The sequence below is a fragment of the Methylobacterium sp. E-005 genome (genome assembly GCF_022829725.1).
Classification (GTDB): Bacteria; Pseudomonadota; Alphaproteobacteria; order Rhizobiales; family Beijerinckiaceae; genus Methylobacterium.
In genome coordinates this window covers 99,029-120,853 of record NZ_JAKSYG010000179.1, presented here as the reverse complement: position 1 = coordinate 120,853, position 21,825 = coordinate 99,029, and the positions used below count along the sequence as shown (strand labels likewise).

20 protein-coding genes are annotated in these 21,825 nt (G+C 70.4%); 5 read left to right on the top strand and 15 right to left on the bottom strand.

The genetic code is table 11. From position 1 onward, the window contains the following. The first annotated feature begins 73 nt into the window (after positions 1-73). The 3 genes from MKK88_RS20110 to MKK88_RS20100 all read left to right on the top strand — a co-directional run bounded on the left by MKK88_RS20110 (position 74) and on the right by MKK88_RS20100 (position 3,171). Entirely contained in the window at positions 74-1,462 is a 1,389-nt protein-coding gene (locus MKK88_RS20110; RefSeq protein ID WP_244002803.1) for an AmpG family muropeptide MFS transporter, read from the top strand. 25 nt (positions 1,463-1,487) lie between these two features. After that, positions 1,488-2,429, top strand: a complete 942-nt coding sequence (locus MKK88_RS20105; protein WP_244002801.1) for an EcsC family protein — start codon at positions 1,488-1,490, stop codon at positions 2,427-2,429. 82 nt (positions 2,430-2,511) lie between these two features. After that, positions 2,512-3,171 carry an MgtC/SapB family protein gene (locus tag MKK88_RS20100; protein ID WP_244002942.1) on the top strand — a complete coding sequence of 220 codons (660 nt, stop codon included), beginning with the start codon at positions 2,512-2,514 and terminating at the stop codon, positions 3,169-3,171. Positions 3,172-3,184: 13 nt separating this feature from the next. Here the strand turns inward: MKK88_RS20100 and ilvA are convergent, their stop codons facing one another. The 4 genes from ilvA to MKK88_RS20080 form a co-directional block, all read right to left on the bottom strand. Continuing rightward, a complete protein-coding gene (gene ilvA, locus MKK88_RS20095) occupies positions 3,185-4,714 on the bottom strand; it encodes a threonine ammonia-lyase, biosynthetic (protein WP_244002799.1) in 1,530 nt (509 codons plus the stop codon). An 87-nt stretch (positions 4,715-4,801) separates the two neighbouring features. After that, positions 4,802-5,149: a diacylglycerol kinase gene (locus MKK88_RS20090; protein ID WP_243916940.1), complete on the bottom strand. Its 348-nt coding sequence runs from the start codon at positions 5,147-5,149 to the stop codon at positions 4,802-4,804. Beyond that, positions 5,149-6,204 (bottom strand): AbrB family transcriptional regulator, encoded by a 1,056-nt coding sequence (locus MKK88_RS20085; protein ID WP_409566685.1) that lies wholly within the window; start codon positions 6,202-6,204, stop codon positions 5,149-5,151. The genes MKK88_RS20090 and MKK88_RS20085 overlap by 1 nt, the downstream gene beginning before the upstream one ends. A 111-nt stretch (positions 6,205-6,315) precedes the next feature. Beyond that, complete coding sequence (locus MKK88_RS20080) at positions 6,316-7,260, bottom strand: LysR substrate-binding domain-containing protein (protein ID WP_244002796.1); 945 nt, start codon at positions 7,258-7,260, stop codon at positions 6,316-6,318. A 137-nt stretch (positions 7,261-7,397) separates the two neighbouring features. Here MKK88_RS20080 and MKK88_RS20075 point away from each other — a divergent pair, with 137 nt between their 5' ends. Further along, a complete protein-coding gene (locus MKK88_RS20075) occupies positions 7,398-8,987 on the top strand; it encodes a catalase (protein WP_244002794.1) in 1,590 nt (529 codons plus the stop codon). 254 nt (positions 8,988-9,241) lie between these two features. On the opposite strand, the gene MKK88_RS20070 is transcribed toward MKK88_RS20075, so the two are convergent. Further along, a complete protein-coding gene (locus MKK88_RS20070) occupies positions 9,242-9,817 on the bottom strand; it encodes a BA14K family protein (RefSeq protein ID WP_244002791.1) in 576 nt (191 codons plus the stop codon). Positions 9,818-10,172: 355 nt separating this feature from the next. Between MKK88_RS20070 and MKK88_RS20065 the strand changes: the two genes are divergently transcribed. Next, on the top strand, positions 10,173-10,649 hold the full coding sequence (locus tag MKK88_RS20065) for a cupin domain-containing protein (protein WP_244002789.1): 477 nt from the start codon (positions 10,173-10,175) through the stop codon (positions 10,647-10,649). Here the strand turns inward: MKK88_RS20065 and MKK88_RS20060 are convergent. The 10 genes from MKK88_RS20060 to tsaB all read right to left on the bottom strand — a co-directional run bounded on the left by MKK88_RS20060 (position 10,601) and on the right by tsaB (position 21,762). After that, on the bottom strand, positions 10,601-11,845 hold the full coding sequence (locus MKK88_RS20060; RefSeq protein WP_244002788.1) for an MFS transporter: 1,245 nt from the start codon (positions 11,843-11,845) through the stop codon (positions 10,601-10,603). The two genes, MKK88_RS20065 and MKK88_RS20060, sit on opposite strands and share 49 nt — an antisense overlap. Beyond that, positions 11,842-13,512, bottom strand: coding sequence for an apolipoprotein N-acyltransferase (lnt, locus tag MKK88_RS20055; RefSeq protein WP_409566681.1), 1,671 nt, complete (start codon positions 13,510-13,512; stop codon positions 11,842-11,844). The genes MKK88_RS20060 and lnt overlap by 4 nt, the downstream gene beginning before the upstream one ends. 10 nt (positions 13,513-13,522) lie before the next feature. Next, on the bottom strand, positions 13,523-14,659 hold the full coding sequence (locus MKK88_RS20050; protein WP_244002784.1) for a hemolysin family protein: 1,137 nt from the start codon (positions 14,657-14,659) through the stop codon (positions 13,523-13,525). 36 nt (positions 14,660-14,695) lie between these two features. Next, positions 14,696-15,175, bottom strand: a complete 480-nt coding sequence (gene ybeY / locus MKK88_RS20045) for an rRNA maturation RNase YbeY (protein ID WP_244002941.1) — start codon at positions 15,173-15,175, stop codon at positions 14,696-14,698. 2 nt (positions 15,176-15,177) lie between these two features. Next, positions 15,178-16,281, bottom strand: coding sequence for a PhoH family protein (locus MKK88_RS20040; protein ID WP_409566680.1), 1,104 nt, complete (start codon positions 16,279-16,281; stop codon positions 15,178-15,180). 22 nt (positions 16,282-16,303) lie between these two features. Beyond that, positions 16,304-17,641, bottom strand: a complete 1,338-nt coding sequence (miaB, locus tag MKK88_RS20035; RefSeq protein ID WP_244002782.1) for a tRNA (N6-isopentenyl adenosine(37)-C2)-methylthiotransferase MiaB — start codon at positions 17,639-17,641, stop codon at positions 16,304-16,306. A gap of 156 nt (positions 17,642-17,797) precedes the next feature. Continuing rightward, positions 17,798-19,534 carry an L-lactate permease gene (locus MKK88_RS20030; RefSeq protein WP_244002780.1) on the bottom strand — a complete coding sequence of 579 codons (1,737 nt, stop codon included), beginning with the start codon at positions 19,532-19,534 and terminating at the stop codon, positions 17,798-17,800. Between the two features lie 164 nt (positions 19,535-19,698). Beyond that, positions 19,699-20,565 carry a lysophospholipid acyltransferase family protein gene (locus MKK88_RS20025; RefSeq protein ID WP_244002778.1) on the bottom strand — a complete coding sequence of 289 codons (867 nt, stop codon included), beginning with the start codon at positions 20,563-20,565 and terminating at the stop codon, positions 19,699-19,701. A gap of 4 nt (positions 20,566-20,569) precedes the next feature. Beyond that, complete coding sequence (locus MKK88_RS20020; protein ID WP_244002775.1) at positions 20,570-21,085, bottom strand: GNAT family N-acetyltransferase; 516 nt, start codon at positions 21,083-21,085, stop codon at positions 20,570-20,572. Continuing rightward, entirely contained in the window at positions 21,082-21,762 is a 681-nt protein-coding gene (tsaB, locus tag MKK88_RS20015; protein WP_244002773.1) for a tRNA (adenosine(37)-N6)-threonylcarbamoyltransferase complex dimerization subunit type 1 TsaB, read from the bottom strand. The genes MKK88_RS20020 and tsaB overlap by 4 nt, the downstream gene beginning before the upstream one ends. Positions 21,763-21,825: the final 63 nt, after the last annotated feature.

Sequence of the window (21,825 nt, the reverse complement as noted above, 5' to 3'; positions counted from 1 at the left end):
GCGAGACGCTCCCGGCGCACAGTTGCCACGATTTCGCGGGATCAAGGCCAAGAAGGCTCAGGAGTTCCATGCCATGGGCAACCAGCCACAGGCTTTGCGCCGCTTCCGGCTCCGCGACATCGTGGAGGACCGGCGCATCGCCCTCATGCTCGCGCTCGGATTCTCCTCCGGGCTGCCGCTCCTGCTGGTGCTCGGGACCTTCACGCTGCGGCTCGCCTTCTCGGATATCGATGTGCGCGCCATCGGGCTGTTCAGCTACGTGGCGCTGCCCTACTCGCTGAAGTTCCTCTGGGCCCCGGCGATCGACCGGCTCAACGTGCCGCTGCTCAGCGCACGCCTCGGGCGGCGCCGCGCCTGGATGGTCACGACGCAGGCGGCCGTCGCTCTGTGCCTCGTGCTGATGGCGGTCTCCGACCCGAAGACCAACCTCGCGCTCCTCGGGCTCGGTGCGTTCCTGGTGGCGTTCTGCGCGGCGAGCCAGGACGTGGTCGTCGACGGCTGGCGCATCGACGCCGCGGGCAGCGATTTCCAGGGCATCCTGGCGGCGACCTCGAACCTCGGATACCGTCTCGGCCTCATCACGGCGGGCGCCGGCGCGCTGTTCATCGCCGCCTCCGGGGGCTGGACGCTGGCCTACCTGATCATGGCCGCACTCATGCTTGTCGGCATGGTGGCCGCCCTGCTGGCGCCGGCCTTTGACACCCCCCGGGCGGCCGCCCCCGAGACGCCGGGCCGCTCGCGGCTCTGGTCGATGCGGCGCGCCGTGCTGGAGCCGCTGACCGAGCTGCACGGGCGGTTCGGGACCGCCCTGTGGGGTATCCTGCTGCTCGTCGCCCTGTTTCGGCTGCCTGACTTCCTGTCCGGCGTGATGGCGAGCCCACTCTACCGGGCGCTCGGCTTCGATCTCAAGGAGATCGCCACCGTTACCAAGCTCTACGGCATCTGGGTCGGCATCGCGGGGGGCTTCGCCGGAGGATGGGCGCTGGCCCGGCTCGGGCTGTTCCCGACGCTGCTGCTGGGCGCCTTCCTGGCCGCCGCCTCGCACCTCGCCTTCGCGTGGCTGTCGGCGGGCGCCCCCGAGATCTGGCGCCTGACAGTCGCCATCTCGATCGAGAATTTCTGCGGCTCCTTCGCGGGGATCGTGCTGATCGCCTACATGTCGAGCCTCACCAGCCCGGCCTACGCGGCGACGCAGTACGCCCTGTTCTCGTCGCTCTACGCGCTGCCGGGCAAGCTCATCGCGGGCGCCTCGGGCTTCATCGTGGCGGCGATCGGCTACCCGGCCTTCTTCGTGCTGACATCGCTGGTCGGCATTCCCGTGCTCGTGCTGTGCCTCGCCGTAGGCCGTCGCGGCAGCAGGCCAGCCGCCGAGGCCGCCCCGGCGCGGGTGCCGAACACGGCGGGGAACCACGCTGTGGGCGCAGAACTTCCTTCCACGGCGCGCGCCCCAGGCGCCGCGTGACCGGCACAAATCCAGGGATCCTGGGATGACCACGACCGACATCACCCGCACCGATGGAACGCTGCCGGCGGTGACCCGCGACGCAACGTTGACTGAGGCGGACCTCGCGGCCCTGCGCCGGGCCGTTCAGGCGCTGGAGCGTCCGAGCCTCGCCGCCCGCCTCTCCGCGGCCGCGGGGGCGCCCCTGGACATCATCGGGCGCTCGTTGCCTGCTCCGGTGACGGAGGTGGTGAGCCGGAGCACCGAGGCGGCCATGCGCGGTGCGCTGCGGGTCGCCCTGGCGACGCTGCCGCGCGCGGACCTCGCGCCCGTGACGGCAGGCGAGGCCCTCGGTCCCGCGACCGCCAAGGCGGAGAGCCGTCTCACACGGCTCCTCGGCTCGGGCGACGCCAAGCACAAGGCATTCGCGGCGCTCTCCGGCGCGCTCGGCGGGGCGTTCGGCCTCTCGACCCTGGCGGTCGAACTGCCGGTCTCGACCACGCTGATGCTTCGCTCGATCGCCGAGATCGCGCGCGAGGAGGGCGAGGATCTCGAGACGCCGGAGGGCGCGCTCGCCTGCGTGCAGGTCTTCGCCCTGGGTGGCCGGGCACCGGCGACCACCGAAGCCGGCGCAGCGCTCACCGAGAGCGGCTATTTCGCGGTCCGTGCGGCTCTCGCCAAGACCCTGGCCGAGGCCGCCCGCTACGCCGGCAGCAAGACCCTCCTCGACCAGTCGGCCCCGGCCCTGATCCGCTTCACCGCGCAGATCGCGGCCCGATTCGGTTTGGTCGTATCGCAGAAGGTCGCCGCGCAGGCGGTGCCGATCCTTGGGGCGTTCGGCGGTGCGGCTGTCAACACTGCCTTCATGAACCATTTCCAGACGACGGCGCGGGCCCACTTCACGGTCCGGCGCCTGGAGCGGGCCTACGGAATGGCCGCCGTGCGGGCCGCCTACGAGGTCGAGAAGGCCGCCCTCGGCCTGAGTTGATAAGTCGGCTCATGATCGTCCAGGATCGGCCGGGTCCGCCATGCGCGGACGAACGGAGATGGGCGTGATCGGCAACGGCGAGATGGTGGCGCGTTTGGCGCTGGCGGCCCTGTTCGGCAGCGTGATCGGTCTGGAACGCGAGCGCCTGCTCTGGGCGGCGGGCCTGCGGACCCACATGCTGGTCTGCGTCGGCTCGTGCCTGATCATGCTGGTCTCGGCCTATGGCTTCGCCGACGTGCTGGGCACGGAGCACGTCGTGCTCGATCCGTCCCGTATCGCCGCCCAGGTCGTCTCGGGCATCGGCTTCCTCGGTGCGGGCACGATCCTGCTGCGCGGGGAGGTGGTGAAGGGCCTCACCACGGCGGCGAGCCTCTGGGGTGTGGCGGCGATCGGTCTCGCGATCGGCAGCGGCCTCTACGTGCCGGCCATCGCCGCGACGGCGCTCATCGTGGGCATCCTGGCCGGGGTGAAGCCGTTCGAGGAACGCTGGCGCGATCGGATGCGCGTGCGGACATTGCGGCTCACCGCGCGCACGGGGACGCTGTCGATCGACACGCTCCACACGGCGACGGGCGAGCGCGCCTCCCGGGTTCGGAGCTTCACGGTCCGCCCCAGCGCGAACCCGGATTTCGATGACGTCACCGTTACCTTCGTGCGTCTGTCGCATACGAGCGTCGCGGCGATCGCCGAGAAGCTGCGGGCCATGCCGGACGTGACGGCGGTGGAGGAGGGGACGGAGTAGGTGGGATCCGGGGTTATGCAGCCCCGGCCATCTCGCCATCGAGGAACAGGCGATAGGCCGGGTTCTCGGTCTCGTCGGTGGCCGGGTAGCCCAGCGCCTCGATGACCGCATCGAACCGGGCGCGCTCGGCCGGCGGGACCGCGATGCCTGCGAGCACGCGGCCGTAATCGGCGCCGTGGTTGCGGTAGTGGAACAGCGTGATGTCGAAGCCTGGCCCCAGCGCGTCGAGGAACTTCATCAGCGCGCCGGGCCTCTCCGGGAACTGGAATCGGAACAGGCGCTCGTGCGCGACACCCACGGCCCGGCCGCCGACCATGTAGCGGACATGGACCTTGGCCATCTCGTTATCGCTCATGTCGAGGACGCGGTAGCCGGCCTCGCGCAGGGCGCCGATCAGCGCCTGCTTCTCGCGCTTGCCCCCGGTGAGATTGATGCCGACGAAGATCTGCGCCTCGCTGCCCGGGGCATGGCGGTAATTGAACTCGGTGATGGCGCGCGGGCCCAGGGCGTTGATGAAGGCGCGATAGGCACCGGGCCGCTCCGGGATGGTCACGCCGATCAGGACTTCACGCTGCTCGCCGATCTCGGCCCGCTCGGCGATGTGGCGCAGGCGATCGAAGTTGAGATTGGCCCCCGACGAGATCGCGATCAGTGTGCCGGCGCCGCCCTCGCGCTCGGCATAGACCTTGGCGCCGGCGAGGCTCAGCGCGCCGGAGGGCTCGGAGACCGCGCGGGTATCGTCGAAGATGTCCTTGACGGCCGCGCACATGGCGTCGGTGTCGACCGTGATGACCCCGTCGAGGTGCTCGCGGCAGAGCCGGAAGGTCTCCTCACCGGCCTGCCGCACCGCGACGCCGTCGGCGAACAGGCCGACCGAGGGCAGGCTGACCCGGGTGTCGGCGGCGAGCGCCGCGGCCATACAGGCGGCATCCTCCGGCTCGACGCCGATCACCTTGGTGCCCGGCCGCAGGTACTTCACGAAGGTGGCGATGCCGGCCGCCAAGCCGCCCCCGCCCACCGGGACGAAGATCGCCTCGATCGGGCCGGTATGCTGCTCCAGGATTTCCTTGCCGATCGTACCCTGGCCGGCGATGACGTCGGGATCGTCGAACGGGTGCAGGAAGGTCAGGCCCTGCTCGGCTTCCAGGATCTTCGCCTGGGCCAGCGCCTCGTCGAAGGCGTCACCGTGCAGCAGCACTTCGGCGCCGCGGGCCCGGCAGGCATCGACCTTGATCGACGGGGTGGTGCGCGGCATCACGATCACGGCCCGCGCCCCGAGCTTGGCGGCGGCGAGCGCGACGCCCTGGGCATGATTGCCCGCCGAGGCGCAGACAACGCCGCGGGCGATCTGGTCCGGGCTCAAGCCCGACATCTTGTTGTAGGCGCCGCGCAGCTTGAACGAGAAGACCGGCTGCAGATCCTCGCGCTTCAGCAGCACCGGCCGGCCGAGGCGCTGCGTGAGGCGCGGCATCGGATCGAGCGGGCTTTCGATCGCCACGTCGTAGACGCGGGCGGTGAGGATCTTGCGGATGTAGTCCGTCACGGGGCGTGATCTCAGGCGGTGCACTTGCTACGCCCGGCAGATAGCCCCTCGCGGCCGCGGAAGCGAGCGCCCGGGGGGCAGGGCAGATCAGCCCAGCCGCTCGACCAGCGCCGCCACCCACACCAGCAGCGCCGCCACCTGGGCCATGAAGGTCCCGGCCGAGGCGAGATCCTTCACCCGGCCGATCATCGGGTGGTGGCTCGGGTGTACATGGTCGCAGAGCTTCTCGACGGCCGTGTTGAGGAACTCGGCGGCCAGCATCAGCAACAGGCTCACCATCAGCGCCACGCGCACCCACAGGGTCGCGCCGAGCAGCAGCGCGACCGGCACGCCCACCGCCAGCAGAACCAGCTCCTGACGCACCGCCCGCTCGGTGCGCGCCCCGTGGCGCAGGCCGCGCCAGGAATTGAGGAAGGCGAGGACGAGGGCGTTCATCACGCCGCCCCCTCGGGGACGGACCGGCTGATCCACTTCGCCAGGAGCGGGCCTGTGAGCAGAACCACGAACAGGCGCAGGGTCTGGACCGCGAGCACGAAGGAGACGTCCGCCTTGGAGCCGACCGCGATGATCGCCACCGAATCGAGCCCGCCCGGGCTCGTGGCGAGCACCGCGGTGAGCAGGTCGATCGGCAGCAGCAGGGTCAGCCCCCAGCCCCAGGCGGCACAGAGGGCGATCACCGAGAAGGTCGCCACCAGGATGCCGGGGAGCGCCGTGACGGTCAGCCGTAGGGTCTCGCGGGTGAAGCGCAGCCCGACATAGATGCCGATGCAGGCATAGGCGAGTTCGAGGATCGGAACCGGCAGGGCCATCCGGACGAGCCCAGTGGCGTGGAGGAGGCTGCCCAGCACCATCGGGCCGACCTGGGCGCCCGCCGGCACCCGCAGGGCGAGGGCCGCGCCGGCGCCGACCACGGCCACCGCGAGGGTCGCCAGGAGGGAGAGAGGCTCGATGGTCTCGGCGCCGCCGGCAGGGCCCATGGCGGCCGGGTTCTCCATCAGGAACCGCGCGGCCAGGGAGGCCGAGAACACCACCGCGGCGACGCGCACGTACTGCATGAAGGCGACGAGCCGGGGATCCGCACCGAAATCCTCGGCCATCGCCACCATGGCGGAGGCGCCGCCCGGCGAGGAGCCCCAGGCGGCGGTGGTGCCGGGCAGCACCCGCAGACGGGTGAGGACCCAGCCCACGACGCCGCTGACCGCCACGGTCACGAGCACGACGGCGACGATGAGCGGACCGTCCTCCAGCAGGGTCTGGGCGATCTGCCCGGTGACCGCATGGGCTACGAGGCAGCCGATCATCGCCTGGGCGGCGTTGAAGGCAGGTCGCGCGACGTGGAGCCGCGACCCGCCGACGCCGAACGCGATCGCTCCGATCATCGGCCCGAGCAGCAGCGCCGCCGGAAAATGCGCGCGCATCAGGCCGTACGAGATGGCCGCCGAGACGACGGCGAGGGCGGCCCAGAGGCCGAGGGTGCGCAAGGACGGCAAGGCGATCGCGGGAGGCGGTGCCCGCATGGGAGATCGGGCTTAGGCCGCGCGCTACACCGGAATATTGGCCCTGTCACGGCAAAGATTCGGCGCGGCAGCCTCGCGCCGATATCAGGGCTCGAAGGATTGTGCCGTCCCATCGCGACAGGCTGCGGTGCCGGGCGGCGCATGCGCCCGGAAGAAGGCCGCCAAGCGCGACAGGCCTGGGACACGGGGATCGCTCGACCGCCACGCCAGCGCGATGGTGCGGCCCGGGCCGTCGACATCGAAGGCCCGGGTCACGGTCAGGCCACTCGGATCGGGCCCGGCCGGCACCGCGAGGGCGGGGAGCAGGGTGTAGCCGGCGCCGGCCGCCACCATGGAACGCAGGGTCTCCAGGCTCGTGGCATGACGGCCGACCGAGGAACCGGCTCCGCAGGCCGCGATCGCCTGATCGCGCAGGCAGTTGCCCTCGTCCAAAAGCAAAAGGTCCGGCCCGGTGATCTCGGTGGCCGAAAGGGCGCCGCCGCGGGCCAGGGCGTGTTCGGCCGGGCAGGCGAGCCAGAAGGGCTCGACGAAGAGCGGCGCGACCGTCAGCCCGTGCTGCGGTACCGGCAGGGAGACCAGAGCGGCGTCGATCCGCCCGTCCCGCAGGCCTTCGACGATCCCGGCGGTCCGGGATTCCTGCAAGGACAGCGAGAGCAGCGGGTACTCCTCGCGCAGCGGCCGCAGCACCAGCGGGAAAAAGTAGGGGCCGAGCGTCTGGATCGCCGCGAGGATCAGGCGTCCGGTGAGCGGCGAGCCGCGCCCCTCACTGGCCAGCGCCAGGAGGCGCTGCGCCTCCGCCAGAACCACGCGCGCCTGCCGCACGATCACCTGACCGATCTCGGTCAGGAGGACGCGGCGCTTCGACCGTTCGAACAAAACCACCCCGAGGGCTGTTTCCAGCTTGCGGACCTGCACGCTCAGCGTCGGCTGGCTGATGTTGCAGCGCTCCGCCGCCCGGCCGAAATGCCCCTCGTCGGCGATGGCGATGACGTATTCGAGATCCCGCAGGGACAGACCGGCCAGATTCATAGATTGCATCTATCACAGTGTTTGTGACGATGCATTTGCCTCGAACTCGTGCTGGGGTCATAACCTTTTCCCAGAACGGTTCCAGGCTGGCCTCGTTGCCCACCGGGGAAGCCTTCGCAAACGGAGAGACGGTACGCATGACCGATCAACGCCCGATCCTGACCACCCGCCAGGGCCATCCGGTCCGCGACAACCAGAGCATGCGTACGGTCGGTGAGCGCGGCCCCGCGACGCTCGAGAACTACCAGTTCATCGAGAAGATCACGCATTTCGATCGCGAGCGGATCCCGGAGCGTGTCGTCCACGCCCGCGGCGCCGGCGCCCATGGCTACTTTGAGGCTTATGGCAAGATCGGCAACGAGCCGGCTTCCAAGTACACCCGCGCCCGCGTGCTGAACGAGACCGGCGTGAAGACGCCGATGTTCGTGCGCTTCTCCACCGTGGCCGGTGCCAAGGAGAGCCCCGAGACCGAGCGCGACCCGCGCGGCTTCGCGGTGAAGTTCAAGACCGTCGACGGCAACTGGGACCTCGTGGGCAACAACCTCAAGGTCTTCTTCATCCGCGACGCGATCAAGTTCCCCGACATGATCCACGCGTTCAAGCCGGATCCGGTGACGAACCGCCAGGAGGCGTGGCGCTTCTTCGACTTCGTGGCCCAGCACCCCGAAGCCATCCACATGGTGACGCACCTCAAGTCGCCCTGGGGCATCCCGGCCAATTACCGTGAGATGGAGGGCTCGGGCGTCAACACCTACAAGCTGGTCAACGACCAGGGCGAGGCGGTGCTCTGCAAGTTCCACTGGATCCCGAAGCAGGGCGTCCGGAATCTGACCTCGAGCCAGGCCTCCGAGATCCAGGCCAAGGATGTCGGCCACGCGACCCGCGACCTGTACGACAACATCAAGGCCGGCAACTTCCCCGAGTGGGAATTCGCCGTGCAGATCATGCCGGACGGCCCGAACGACCATCTCTCGTTCGACCCGCTGGACGACACGAAGCTGTGGCCGGTCGATCAGTTCCCGCTGCTGCCCTGCGGCCGGATGGTGCTCGACCGGGTGCCGGACAACTTCTTCGCTGAGGTCGAGCAGTCGGCCTTCGGCACCGGCGTGCTGGTCGACGGGATCGACTTCTCGGACGACAAGATGCTGCAGGGCCGGACGCTGTCCTACTCGGACACGCAGCGTTACCGTGTCGGCGCCAACTACCTCCAGCTGCCGATCAACGCGCCGCAGCCCGGCGTGAAGGTCTACTCGAACCAGCGGGATGGCCAGATGACCTACGGTGTCGACGGCACCGGTCCGAACAAGCACATCAACTACGAGCCGTCGACGCTGGCCGAGGGCCTGCGCGAGGCGCCGAAGCCGGCGAAGGATTACCACCAGCCGGTGCAGGGCAACCTCGGCCGCTACCAGACTTCGCGGACCGAGGACGACTACACCCAGGCGGGCGTCCGCTACCGCTCGTTCGCGGATTGGGAGCGCGACGACCTGATCGCTAACTTGGTCGGCGACATGAAGCAGTGCCCGGAGCCGATCCAGCTGCGGATGGTCTGGCACTTCTGGCATGCGGACGAGGATTACGGCCGCCGCGTCGCCGAGGGAGCCGGCATCGATCTGGAGAAGGCCAAGGCCCTGCCGCCGCTTCCGGGCCGCGCCGCCCCGGGCAAGCGCCTGCAGACCGAGACCTACACGGACGGCTCGCAGGCCCACCGGGTCGCCGCCGAGTAAGTTTCTCGGCACCGGACTGACAGAAGGCCCCGTGAGCGCTGGCTCGCGGGGCCTTTTTGCTGGCCCGGAGGGTTGGACCGGCCGGGGCGATGGAATCCAGCCCGGTCACCGCATCCTTGAGGTGACCGCCTAGGGGCTTCGAAGGGGAGCTTCAGGAATCGCAGGGCCATTTGGAGCCCTCCTTCGAGACCATCGCTGCGCTTCGGCACCTTCGGATGAGGCCACGGGTAGGATGAGTGTTCTCTCGACACCTGTCACGCGTGGCGCCGGTCCGGAGATCGTGGCGAGCGACTTCTACGCGCCGCTCTGGGCCTCCAAGGACAGGGGCGCCGCACGTAGCCCCTGCCGATATAGGTCTGTGTCCGCGGATCGTAGGTCCTGAAGCGCCGCGCGCAGACCGCGATGGCCACCGGATCGTTCGTCTCCGCCTCTACCTCGACGGGAACCTCCACCGGCGCCATGTCGACCGGCGGCGTATCGACGTAACCGTCGTCATACCAGGGATCGCCATAGGTCCCGAGCAATCCGCCGAGGCCCAGGCCCAGCCCGAAACCGCCCAAGCCGGAGCCATAGCCCCAGTAGCCCCGGTGCCAATGGTGATGATGATCGGTGTAGGGAGGACGCCCGACGAAGCCGGGTCGGACAAAACCGCCGGGCGCGATGCCGGGCCGTACCGGTCCGAGCGGCCGCCCCCAGGCTCCAACCCGCGGCCCGACTGCCCCCCCATGGAAACCACCGAACCCGTGCGCCTCTGCCCCCGCCATGGTCAGGGACAGCAAGATCAGCGCGGTGCACACGCGGTGACGTCTTGCCCGATCGATGCGTACCATGTTGATCACCCGACGCGGATGCCGCCCACCGGCCGGCCCTTGCCATGAGTCTCTGCATAAACGTGCGCGCGTCTCGTGTTCAGTCAAGGGCGCCGCACGCTTAAGACATCAGCGGCCATGCAGCTGCAGAATGTCGGCCGCCGAAGAGATAATTTTTCGAAAATCTTCAATTCTATTGTACCGTCATTCGATAGCAGTATCGGATCTGGAAACACCCGTGGTGATTTATTGTCTCACCGAGGAGGACGACATGGCCTTCCGGCGCCAGAATGCCTCGAAACATTGCGGCAGTCAGCCCCTTCTCGCATGATGCCGGTCTCGGCTGGCTTGAGTCTCGAACAGGTTGGAGGACGCCATGGCAGCGCTTATCCGTCACGACGCGAAACCCGACGTGGCGTTCGGCGGCGTACGCGTCACCTACCTCGCGCGCAGCGATGCGACGACGGACGCCCTCGGGATCTACCGGCTCACGTTGGACCCCGGTACGCCGGGCGCGGGGCTGCACCGGCACGCCCGGTTGACCGAGACCTTCGCGGTGGAGGCCGGCACCCTCGCCCTGCACCTCGACGGGGCGGAATTCGATCTCGGGCCCGGTGATTTCGCGCTGGTCCGGCCCGGTACGCCCCACGCCTTCGCCAACCGCAGCGACCAGCCGGTCCGGTTCATCCTCAGCTTCACGCCGGCGCTCGCCCGCGAAGGGTTCTTCGAGAGCTTAGCGGATCTTGCCGCTGCCGAACGCCTCTCGGATGCCGAAGCGATGGAAGACCTGATGCTGCGCTACGATCAGGAGCCGCTGGCCGGGTTCGAGGGCTGGAGCACGCGCGGCGGCTGAGCGACCGGGCCACGGGGATCCGGGTCCGCCGCGCTGACCTTCCGGTCGCGGCCAGCCGCGAGGCCGATCAGAATTGCGGCGGCGGTGATCCCGACGAACAGGGTTCCGGGAATACCCCATCCCCCGGTCGCCTCGTGGGCGAGCCCGAACGCCAGGGGCCCAAGGCACGCGCCCGCATAGCCGATGCCCTGCGCCATGGCCGACAGGCCCGCGGCGCTCGCCGCATCCGCCGCCCGGAGCACGATCAGGGCCAGCCCGAGGCCGAAGCAGCCGCCGATCCCGAACCCCAGCGCGCAGGCAGCCGGAATGCGCAACGCGTCCGCCCCGAAGGCGAGCACAAGGAAGGCGATCGCGGTCAGGCCCGGAATCACGACGATCCAGGCGCGCTGATCGCGGGCGCGGGCTGCCAGCGTGGCGGTGATCAGGGCTCCGGGCGCCTGGACCAGCGTCGTCAGCGAGGCGAACAGGCCGGCATCCAACAGTGACAGCCCACGCCCCTGCAGCAGCAGCGGCAGCCAGCCGAACAGGATGTAGGCCAGCGAGGATTGCAGGCCCATGAAGCCCGTCACCCACCACGCCAGGGGATTGCGGAGCAGCCGTCCGGCCGAGGGGGCTGACCGCGCGCTCGGCCGCCGGGCGAAGGGGATCCAGAGCAGGCCAGCGGCGAGGGCCGGCAGCGACCAGATCGCCAGGGCGGACGGCCAGCCACCCCCGAGCGCGTGCTCGACCGGCACCGACGCACCCGCCCCCGCCGCCGCGCCGAGGCAGAGCGTCATGGTGTAGAGCCCGGTCATGAGGCCGCTGTTGCCGGCGAAATCGCGCTTGACCAGGGCGGGCAGCAGCACGTTGTCGAGGCCGATGCCGATCGCGGCGAGCGCCGTCCCGGCAAAGAGCGGGACGAGGCCGCCGAGGCCGCGCAAGGTCAACCCAGCCGCCAGGATCGCAGTGCCCGCGAGCACCGCGAGATCGGCCCCGATCCGTCGGATAAGCGGTGCCGCCAGCGCGCAGGCAATGCCGAGACACAGGACCGGCAGGGTCGTGAGGATCGCGGCCCCGCCCGCGCCGAGGCCGGTGCAATCCCGGATGGTCGCCAGCAGGGGACCGACCGTGCTGAGCGCCGGCCGCAGGTTGAACGCCACCAGCATCAGCGCGAGGGCGAGGAGGATCCGGCGCGCGCCGGCGGGCTCCGCGCTCATCTCCGCCGCCCGGTGACCGCACCGACGAGGCAGGCCGCCAGCATCACCGCGAAGGCCGCGTCACCGAACCGGCCGTACAGGGTGCCGCCGACGATGCGGGCCGGTAGATCGGCATCGAGCCACGTCTCCTGATCCAGCGGCGTCTGCGCAGTGATGCGGCCGTGCGGGTCGATGACTGCGGAGATCCCGGTATTCGCGTCGCGCACCAGCGGCAGCCCCTCCTCGACGGCGCGCAGACGGGCCTGGGCGAGATGCTGACGCGGGCCCGGCGTGTCGCCAAACCACGCATCGTTGGTGACGTTCAGAATCAGCCCCGGCGGGCTGGAAGCGGGCGCGGCGCGGCCGGCGGGCAGGATCGCGCCCGGAAAGATCGCCTCGTAGCAGATCGTCGCCGCCACCGGCGGCAAACCGGGAACGGCCAAAATCCTTTGTGCCGCGCGCGCCCCCGCCGAGAAGCCGCCCGGTACGGCCACGAATTGGCGCAGGCCGAGCGCCCGCAGGGCCGCGTCGAGGGGACCGGGCAGGTACTCGCCGAAAGGGACGAGGTGAACCTTGTCGTAGCTGTCGGAGATCACACCATCCGGCCCGATCACCAGGATGGCGTTGAAGTAGCGCAGGCGCTCGCCCGGCAGCGGCTCCTCGGCCCGGGCCGCGCCGGTGACGAGGTGCTGCCCGGGCTTGAGACCGGCCGCCACCTTGGCCAGGGCGTCGGGATCGCGTTGGATCAGGAACGGGAACGCCGATTCCGGCCAGACGATATGGGTCGGCTCGGGCTGACCTGCCTCGACCGGGCGCTGACTCAGCTCGATGTAGCGGTCAACGATGTCGGCCCGGTTCTCGGGCCGGAACTTGGCGTCCTGCGGCAGGTTCGGCTGGACGAGGCGCAGCCGAACACCCGCCACCACGGGATCCGGCGGCCCCAGGCGCTCGGCGCCGAACAGGGCCAGGGCGACGAGAAGGAGCGCGGCGGCCGCACTCGGGCCGAACCGGCCGGCCGGATCAGGAACGGTGGCGAGTGTCGCGGGGGCGGCGCAGATCAGGATCGCCAGCACGGTCAGCCCGTACAGGCCGATCCCAGCGGCCCCCTGCATCAGCCAGAGGTTCTGGGCGAGCGCCATGCCGAGGGTGTTCCACGGGAAGCCCGTGAACAGATGGCCGCGCAGCCACTCCGCGGCACCGACTCCCAGGGCCAAAGCAGCAATCCGCCCCCATCCCCGACGCCACAGCAGGCCAGCGGCGCCGAAACCCGCACCGTAGAACAGGCCGAGTCCGAAGGGCAGGCCGATGACGCCGAGCGGCAGCGCCCAGAGGAATTCGTCGGCCTCCACCAGGAAGGCCTGGCCCAGCCACCACAGGCCCGCGGTGAGATAGCCGAAGCCCCAGGCCCAGCCGATCAGGAAGCCCAGCCAGAGCCGCCGCAGGGCAGGGCGATCCGCGGCCGCCCCGTCCATGAGCCAGACCGCGACGGTCAAGGAGACCACCAGGGCCGGTAGAGCCCCGAACGGCGGCATCGCCAGCGCCCCGAAAGCTCCGGAAAGCCACGCCAGCCCGAGGCGACGCCAGCCGGTCAGGCCGCTGATGACCCGCAGGAACCCGGAGACCGGGACGCGCGTCAACGCGCCCGGCGCCGCGGAAACCCGAGCATAACCCTCCGCCGGACGCGTCACGCCGGGACCGTCACGGGTGGGGCGTCTCGGCGGCCGGCGGCGTGGGATTGGAGGGCGGGGGCAGGGCGAGCGGTACCACGGCACCAATCCGCGCCGCACCCTTGTGGAAGCGCAACCGCTTCAGGCGGCGGGGATCGGCATCGAGCACCTCGAATTCGAGGTCGCCGGGGCCGGCGATCAGCTCGCCCCGCGACGGGACGCGGCCCGCCAGCGTCACGATCATGCCGCCCAGCGTGTCGATCTCCTCGGCCATCTCGCCGACGGCCGCCGCCAGATCGACGCCGGTCGCCTCCGACACCTCGGCCAGCGGCGTGCGCGCGTCGGCCACGAAGACCTCGCCCTCGCCATCGACCCGCTGGACGTAATTGGCCTCCGCGACGTCGTGCTCGTCCTCGATGTCGCCGACCACGACCTCGATCAGGTCCTCGATGGAGATCAGCCCGTCGGTGCCGCCATACTCGTCGATCACCAGCGCCATGTGGGTCCGGGTCGCCTGCATCCGCACCAGTAGGTCGATCGCCGGCATGGAGGGCGGCACGAACAGGACCGGGCGCTGGATGCGGGTTGCGGCCAGGGTCGTGGTCAGGTCGACCTTGCCGAGGTCGAGGCCGCGCGGAAGCCGCGGCGCCGGACGGCGGACACGCGGTGCGGCGAGCGAATCGGCCGCGCCGTCGACGGCCGGGTCCGCGGGCTTGGCTGTCGGAACGCTCCGCCGGGTCGGCTCGGCCTTGGCGGCGATGTGGTCCACGAGATCGCGGATGTGGACCATGCCGCGGGGATCGTCGAGGGTCTCGCCATAGACCGGCAGGCGGGAATGGCCGGCGGTGCGAAACAACTTGAGCAGGTCGCCGAGGCTCGTCTCGTTGGAGACGGCGACGATATCGGCCCGGGGGATCATCACGTCGTCGACCCGCACCTTGTGCAGGCCCAGAACGTTCTTGAGCATCACGCGCTCGAGCGGAGACAATCCGCTCTCGCCGGCATCCGGCTCCGCCAGGGCCTCCTCAAGACCCTCGCGCAGGGAATCACGCGGCTTGAGGTGGAGCGCCTGGAGCAGGCGGTCGTACCAGGGGTCCCGATTCTGGGACTCGCCCTCGCTGGAACTGGGCGCGGCCAGGGCCGCGCCGCGACTTCGATCGTTGCTCATGTCTCTCGGGTCTGGGGTCGCTCGGGCGTCGCGCGCTCAGGCATAGGGATCCGGGATACCGAGGGTCGCGAGGGCCGCGACTTCGAGGGATTCCATGGCCTCGGCCTCGGCCTCGCCGGTCTCGTGGTCCTGACCGAGACAATGTAAGGTGCCATGGACGAGGAGGTGGGCGAGGTGATTCTGGAGCGGCTTCGACTGCTCCGCACTCTCGCGCACCAGGGTCTCGTACGCAAGGACCACGTCGCCCAGCGGCGTCGCGACCTGCGCATGCCGCGGCTGCGGGGCGGCCGGGAACGACAGGACATTGGTGGGCTTGTCCTTGCCGCGCCACGTCTTGTTGAGTTCCTGAACGGCGGCATCGTCGGTCAGCAGGACGCTGACCTCGACGGGGCCGTCCGGCGTCTCGGGGGCGATGGCGAGCCCCGCCTCCACGGCGCGGATGACGAGGGCTTCGAGGCCGGGGATCGCGGTTTCCCAGCGCTCATCCTCGACGGCGAGGTCGATGGCGTGTGGCATGCTCACGCCAGCGGCCGGCGCCGGGGGTTCGAGTTGCGGTCGGCGTCATCCTCGCCATGGGCGGCGCGCTCGTAAGCCGTGACGATCCGGCGCACGAGGTCGTGGCGGACAACGTCGACATCCTTGAACCGCACGCGGCCGATCCCCTCGACGCCATCCAGCACGCGGACCGCCTCCACGAGGCCGGATTTCTGGCCCGGCGGCAGGTCGATCTGGCTTGGATCGCCCGTGATGATCATGCGCGAACCGTCCCCCAAGCGGGTGAGGAACATCTTCATCTGCATGGAGGTCGTGTTCTGCGCCTCGTCGAGCAGCACCACCGCGTTGGTGAGGGTCCGGCCGCGCATGAAGGCCAGCGGCGCGATCTCGATCTGCCCAGTCTGTAGGCCGCGGTCGACGTGGCGCGCCTCCATGAAGTCGTAGAGGGCGTCGTAGATCGGGCGCAGATAGGGATCGACCTTCTCGCGCATGTCCCCCGGCAGGAAGCCAAGGCGCTCGCCAGCCTCGACGGCGGGCCGCGACAGGATCAGCTTCTCGGCGTGGCCCTGCTCCAGCAGCGAGACCGCGTGACCGACCGCCAGCCAGGTCTTGCCGGTGCCGGCCGGCCCCTCGGCGAAGACCAGCTCGTTGGTGCGCAGGAGCTTGATGTATTCGTCCTGCGCCGGGTTGCGTGCCCGCACGGCCCCGCGCTTGCGGGTGGCGATCTGCTCGAAATGCGGCATGTCGGCCTCGGCCGCGATCGTCTCGGCCGGGAACAGGGTCGCCTGGGCGGTGGCCTCGCGGATCGCGCCGTCCACGTCGCCGAGCGTCAGCGTGCTTCCGCCGGTCCGCACCCTTGCGTAGAGCTTCTGAAACACCCGCCGAGCCTTTTCGGCGGCGTCGGGCGTGCCCTTGATGACGAGATGGTTGCCGAGGGCCGTCGCGGTGACATCCAGGCGGCGCTCGATATGTGCGACGTTCTGGTCGTATTGGCCGAAGACGAGACTCGCGAGGCGGTTGTCGTCGAAGGTCAGCGGCACCTCGACCGCCTCGTCCTGCCCGGCCGGGCGAACCGGTCCGCGCCCCTTCAGGGCGCCGCGCGCCCCAGCCCCGTCCGACGCGCTCAAGCCGTCATCCTCGTCATGCCCCTCACGCCGCCGCGGCCTCCGAGACGAGCTCACCGAACAGGCTGTTGGTGCCCGCCGCGGTGATCCGCACCGGAACCACCGATCCGATATGGTGCGGCCCGGCATCGAACTGGACGGCGAGGAGGTGCGGCGTCTTGCCCGCGACCTGGCCGGCATGCCGGCCGGGCTTCTCCACCAGCACGTCGAACACCCGGCCCTCGGCCGCCCGCTGATAGGCGTGGCGCTGGCTGTCGAGCAGGGCCTGCAGCTCCGCGAGCCGTCCCGCCATCACGGCTTCCGCCATCTGATCGCCCCGGTCGGCCGCCGGCGTGCCGGGGCGGGGGCTGTACTTGAACGAATAGGCGCTCTCGAAGCCGACATCGCGCACGAGCCGCAGGGTCTCGGCGAAGTCGGCGTCGGTCTCGCCGGGGAACCCGACGATGAAGTCGGACGACAGGGCGACGTCGGGCCGGGCCGCGCGCACCCGGTCGATCAGGCGGCGGTACTGGTCGCCGGTATGCTTCCGATTCATCGCCGCGAGGATCCGATCCGAGCCAGACTGCACCGGCAGGTGCAGGTAGGGCATCAGGGCCGGCACCTCGGCATGGGCCCGGATCAGCGCGTCGTCGAAATCGTTCGGATGGCTCGTGGTGTAGCGGATCCGCGCGATCCCGGGAATCTTTGCGACCGCCCGCACCAACTCGGCGAGGCCGACCGGCGCACCGTCCGCCCCCGCGCCGTGATAGGCGTTGACGTTCTGGCCGATCAGCGTGACCTCGCGGACGCCGGCCTCGGCCAGCTTCCCGGCCTCGGCCAGAACGGCCGCGACGGGCCGCGAGACCTCGGCGCCCCGGGTGTATGGCACCACGCAGAACGCGCAGAACTTGTCGCAGCCCTCCTGCACGGTGAGGAAGGCCGAGGCCCCGAGGGTCCGCCGCCGGGGCAGGTGATCGAACTTGTCCTCGACCGGAAATTCGGTGTCGACCACCCGGCGCTCGCGGGAGCGGGCCAGGAGGTCGGGCAGGCGGTGGTAGCTTTGGGGACCGACCACCACGTCGACGGCGGGCTGGCGGGCCTGGATCTCGGCGCCCTCGGCCTGGGCGACGCAGCCCGCCACCACGATACGGGTGTCGAGGCCCTGCGCCTGCCGCTCGCCCTTGAGCACGCGCAGGCGGCCGAGTTCCGAATAGACCTTCTCGGCGGCCTTCTCGCGGATGTGGCAGGTGTTGAGGACGACGACGTCAGCCTCCTCCACCGAATCGGTCGGCGCGTAGCCCTCGGCGCCCAGGACGTCGGCCATGCGGGCCGCGTCGTAGGCGTTCATCTGGCACCCGTAGGATTTGACGTAGGCCTTCTTCAACGCGCCCGTCCCGAACCGTCCGCTTGGATCCCTGTGCCGGCCCCGCGGGGCCCGGCATCCGGCCTGTAGCACGGATCGCCCGGGCCGTCGCGGCGCCTGAAACGCGACCGGCCGCCCGAGGGCGGCCGGTCCATGGATTCGGCTGATGGGTCAGCCTCAGTGAGCGGCCGGCGCCGCCGCGGGGACGTCGATCACCATGTGCTGGAAGAACGGCACGTAGGCCTGGAGCATCACGAACAGGCCCACGAGGCAGGCCAGCGCGATCGAGTGCCAGAACACGAACCGCAGGATCTTGCCCTCCTGCCCGAAATAGCCGGTGGCCGTGGAGGCGACGACGATCGACTGGGCGTCGATCATCTTGCCCATCACGCCGCCCGACGAGTTCGCCGCCGCCATCAGCACGCCGGGCAAGCCGAGCTGCTCGGAGGTGATCCGCTGCAGGCCGCCGAACAGGACGTTCGAGGCCGTGTCCGACCCGGTGAGCGCGACGCCGAGCCAGCCGAGCAGCGTGCCGAAGAACGGGTAGAGGATCCCGGTCCCCGCGAAGGCCAGCCCGAGGGTGGCGTCGACGCCCGCGTAGCGGGTGAGGACGCCGAGCGCCAGCATCGCCGAGATGGTGATCAGCGAGTAGCGCAGGGCCCAGATCGTCTCGACATAGGCCGTCACGAGCCGCACCGGCGAGAACCGCATGATCAGGCCGGAGATGATCGCGGCGATCAGCACACCCGTGCCGGTGAACGACATGTAGGTGAACAGGAAGACCGCGCCCTCCGGCACCGGCTTCGGCACCACCGGCGGGACCTTCATGATCACGTTGTGCAGGCCCGGCACCTCGTACTTCCAGGTGAAGAGCGGGTTGACGATGCCCTTGAACCAGCCGGTTCCCCAGATGGCGACGATGATCGACAGGACGATCCACGGCACCCAGGCCATCAGGATCTCGCCCTGCGAGGCCGTGCGGGCCCCGAGATGGACCGGGGGCGTACCGGGCACGCCGGCGCCGAGCGCCACCGGGCGGGGACCCGCGACGGCAAGCGACGGATCATGCCCGCGGAGCGCCGGCGACGACCAGATCTCCTTGGGGTGCCAGACCTTCAGGAACAGCACCAGCGCGAGCATCGAGGCCAGCGAGGCGCCGATATCGACGATCCAGGGGTTCACGTAGTTGGAGATCAGGAACTGCGCGACCGCGAAGGAGGCGCCGCAGACCAGGATCGGCGGCCACACCCGGATCATGCCGCGGAAGCCCGCGAACACCCAGATCAGCCAGAACGGCACGATCAGCGAGAACAGCGGCAGCTGCCGGCCGATCATCGCACCGAGGATCTCGGGCGGATAACCTGTGACCGAAGCCAGGCCCTGGATCGGCGCGCCGAGCGCCCCGAAGGCCACCGGCGCCGTGTTGGCGATCAGCGACAGGCCGGAAGCTGCGAGCGGCGAGAAGCCGAGGCCGATCAGGATGGCGCCCGTCACCGCAACCGGGGTGCCGAATCCGCCCGCGCCCTCGAAGAAGGCGCCGAACGCGAAGGCCACCAGGAGCAGCTGCAGCCGCCGGTCGGCCGTGATGCCGGCAACCGATTGCTGGAGGATCGCGAACCAGCCCTTCTCCACCGTCAGCCGGTAGAGGAAGATGACGTTGAGGATGATCCAGCCGATCGGGAAGAAGCCGGTGACCATCCCGAGGATCGCGGCCCGGCCGGCGAGGCCGGTCGGCATGCCGAACCCCACGACGGCGACCAGGAGGGCAAGCCCGAGGGCGATGACGGCCGCGATATGGGCCTTCACCCGCCCGCTGGCGATCATGGCGAGCAGTGCGATGACCGGCACTGAGGCGGCGAGCGTCGAAAGCCACGGGCTCCCGAACGGATCGTAAACCTGATTCCAGGTTTGCAACGGGCGTCCTCCACTTATCCCGACTGTTCCGGGTTGCGGCCTAGCTAGCAGAGAGATTCGGCCCACTCAATGCACGGCATCATGTATTCCAGCGACCATTTCTACGGATGTTCTTGAGCTTGGATCCGTGACCTGGCAGCCGCAGCCGGGCTATGGCCGCATGGTCAGATCGTGGCGACTTCCGGGTCGTGAAGGTCGAGACCCGGGCGCACCGGGCTGACGCTGATCGTCGGCGGGCAGGCGCCACCCGCTCTGACACCCCGCAGCGCGGCGCGGACTTCAGCCTCCGCGGCGGCCGTCGCAACCTTCCGGTCGGTGGACGCCTCGAAGGCGATGGGGGCGCCCCAGACCACGTGCACGTCGATGGCCCCCCCCTGGACGAAGGCGGCGAGATGCGGCGCCAGCTCCATGTCGCCATACCACGCGATTTCGGACCGCTCGGACAAGGTCACCGGCAGGCCATTGCGCCGGGGATACGCGATGGCGAGCGGCTGGAGACGGACGCGGCCCCGGCCCGCCTCGGCCTGCAAGGCGGCCCGGGCGGCGCCGACCAGGGAGGACCGGAACGGCAGGAGCCGGATCCCGTCGCCTGTCGTGCCCTCGGCGAACAGCACCACGAGTTCGCCCTCGGCCAGGCGATGCCCCATCGCGGCGCTCACCGTGGCGGTCGCTCCGCGCCGCTGCCGATCGATGTAGATCGTCCGCTGAAGGGCCGCGAGGCCGCCGATCACGGGCCAGCCGGCAATCTCGGACTTCGCCACGAAGGAGAGCGGCCGCAGCGAGCCGATAGCGATGATGTCGAGCCACGAAACGTGGTTGGCCAGAACCAGCGCCGCCTCGCCCGGGGCGGGGGGCGTGCCACTTTGCGTCACCCGCACCCCGAACAGCCACAGGAAGACCCGGTGGAACAGGATCGGCGCCGGGGTCGCGCGGCGGCTGAGCACGCGCAGTGCCAGCCAGTGCGGCGGCGCCAGGACCGCGAAGGCCAGGGCCAGGGCCGCGACGCGGCAGGCGAGGCCGAAGCGGCTCACGGCGTCAGAGGTCGGCGCTCATCGTCAGCGCGGTTGCCCGGCTGCCGTCGGCCTTGAGGTAGTAGCCGGTCCGCGCGCCCACCTGCCGGAAGCCGTTGCGGGCGTAGAGGCGCAGCGCCGGCGCGTTGCCCTCATCAACCTCCAGATGAACCCGGGCGATCCCGGCCAACGCGAGGCTCGACAGGTGCTCGCGCAGGAGCTTGCGACTGTGCCCGCCACCGCGCAGGGCCGGCGACAGCACCACCGTCAGGATCTCGGCCTCGTCGGCGGCGCGCCGGGAGAGCACGAAGCCGTGGAGCGTGCCCGCGCGCCAGAGGGCATGCGCCTGCGTCGACCGCTCGCACAGCAGACGCTCGAACTCATGGGCCTCCCAGGGTCGCGCGAAGGCGGTGGCGTGCAGGCGGGCCAGCACTGGGGCCTGCGACGCATCGGCGAGCGGCGCCACGTAGGGCTCGGGGCTCAGCGCGTCCCACCAGGCGGACCACCAGTCGAAGGGCCAGAAGAGGAGGGGCCGCGTCATTGCCGGGCAATCCGCGCATGGTCCTGGGGCCGGGCGTCGGGCCCGCGCAGGTAGAGCGGCCGGGGCAGGGCCTGCTCGGGATCGGCCAGCAGCCCGAGGGCGGCGACGGAGGCGATGTCCGGCCCGGTGACCCGGCTGACGCTCGCGCTGACGCCGCGCTCGGCCAAAGCCGCCGCCAGGGCCGGCGAACCGGAGCCGGCGAGGAGCACGGGACCGGCCCCGGCCAAGCGGTCGGCCACTTCGGCGATGGGCAGGTGAGCCGGCGCGATGCCGCCGCCCCCCGGATTGAGGGCCTGGACGTAGAGGGCGCCGTGCCGGGCATCGATCGCGGCGGCGAGCGAGCCCTCGATCGTCTCGGCCAGCAGGTGCGCCAGCAAAGCCGAGAGGGTACCGACACCGACCACCGGCTTGGACGTGGCGAGCCCGATCGCGCGGGCGGCCGACAGGCCGACACGCAGCCCCGTATAGCTGCCCGGACCCACCGTGACGGCGATCCGATCGAGGGCCTCGAAGCCGCCCTCCACGCGGGCCATGACCCGCTCGATCAGCGGCAGCAGGGATTCGGCATGCCCCCGCGCCATCGGAAGCGATTCCGCGGAGATCGGCGTCTCGTCACCCTCCGCCATGACGCAGGCGGCGCAGATGTCCAGCGCTGTGTCGATGGCCAGGATACGCACGTCCACTCCCATAGGCCGGTCCGCACCGGCTCATGCTTCCAGCGTCCGCGAAGGACGCGAAGA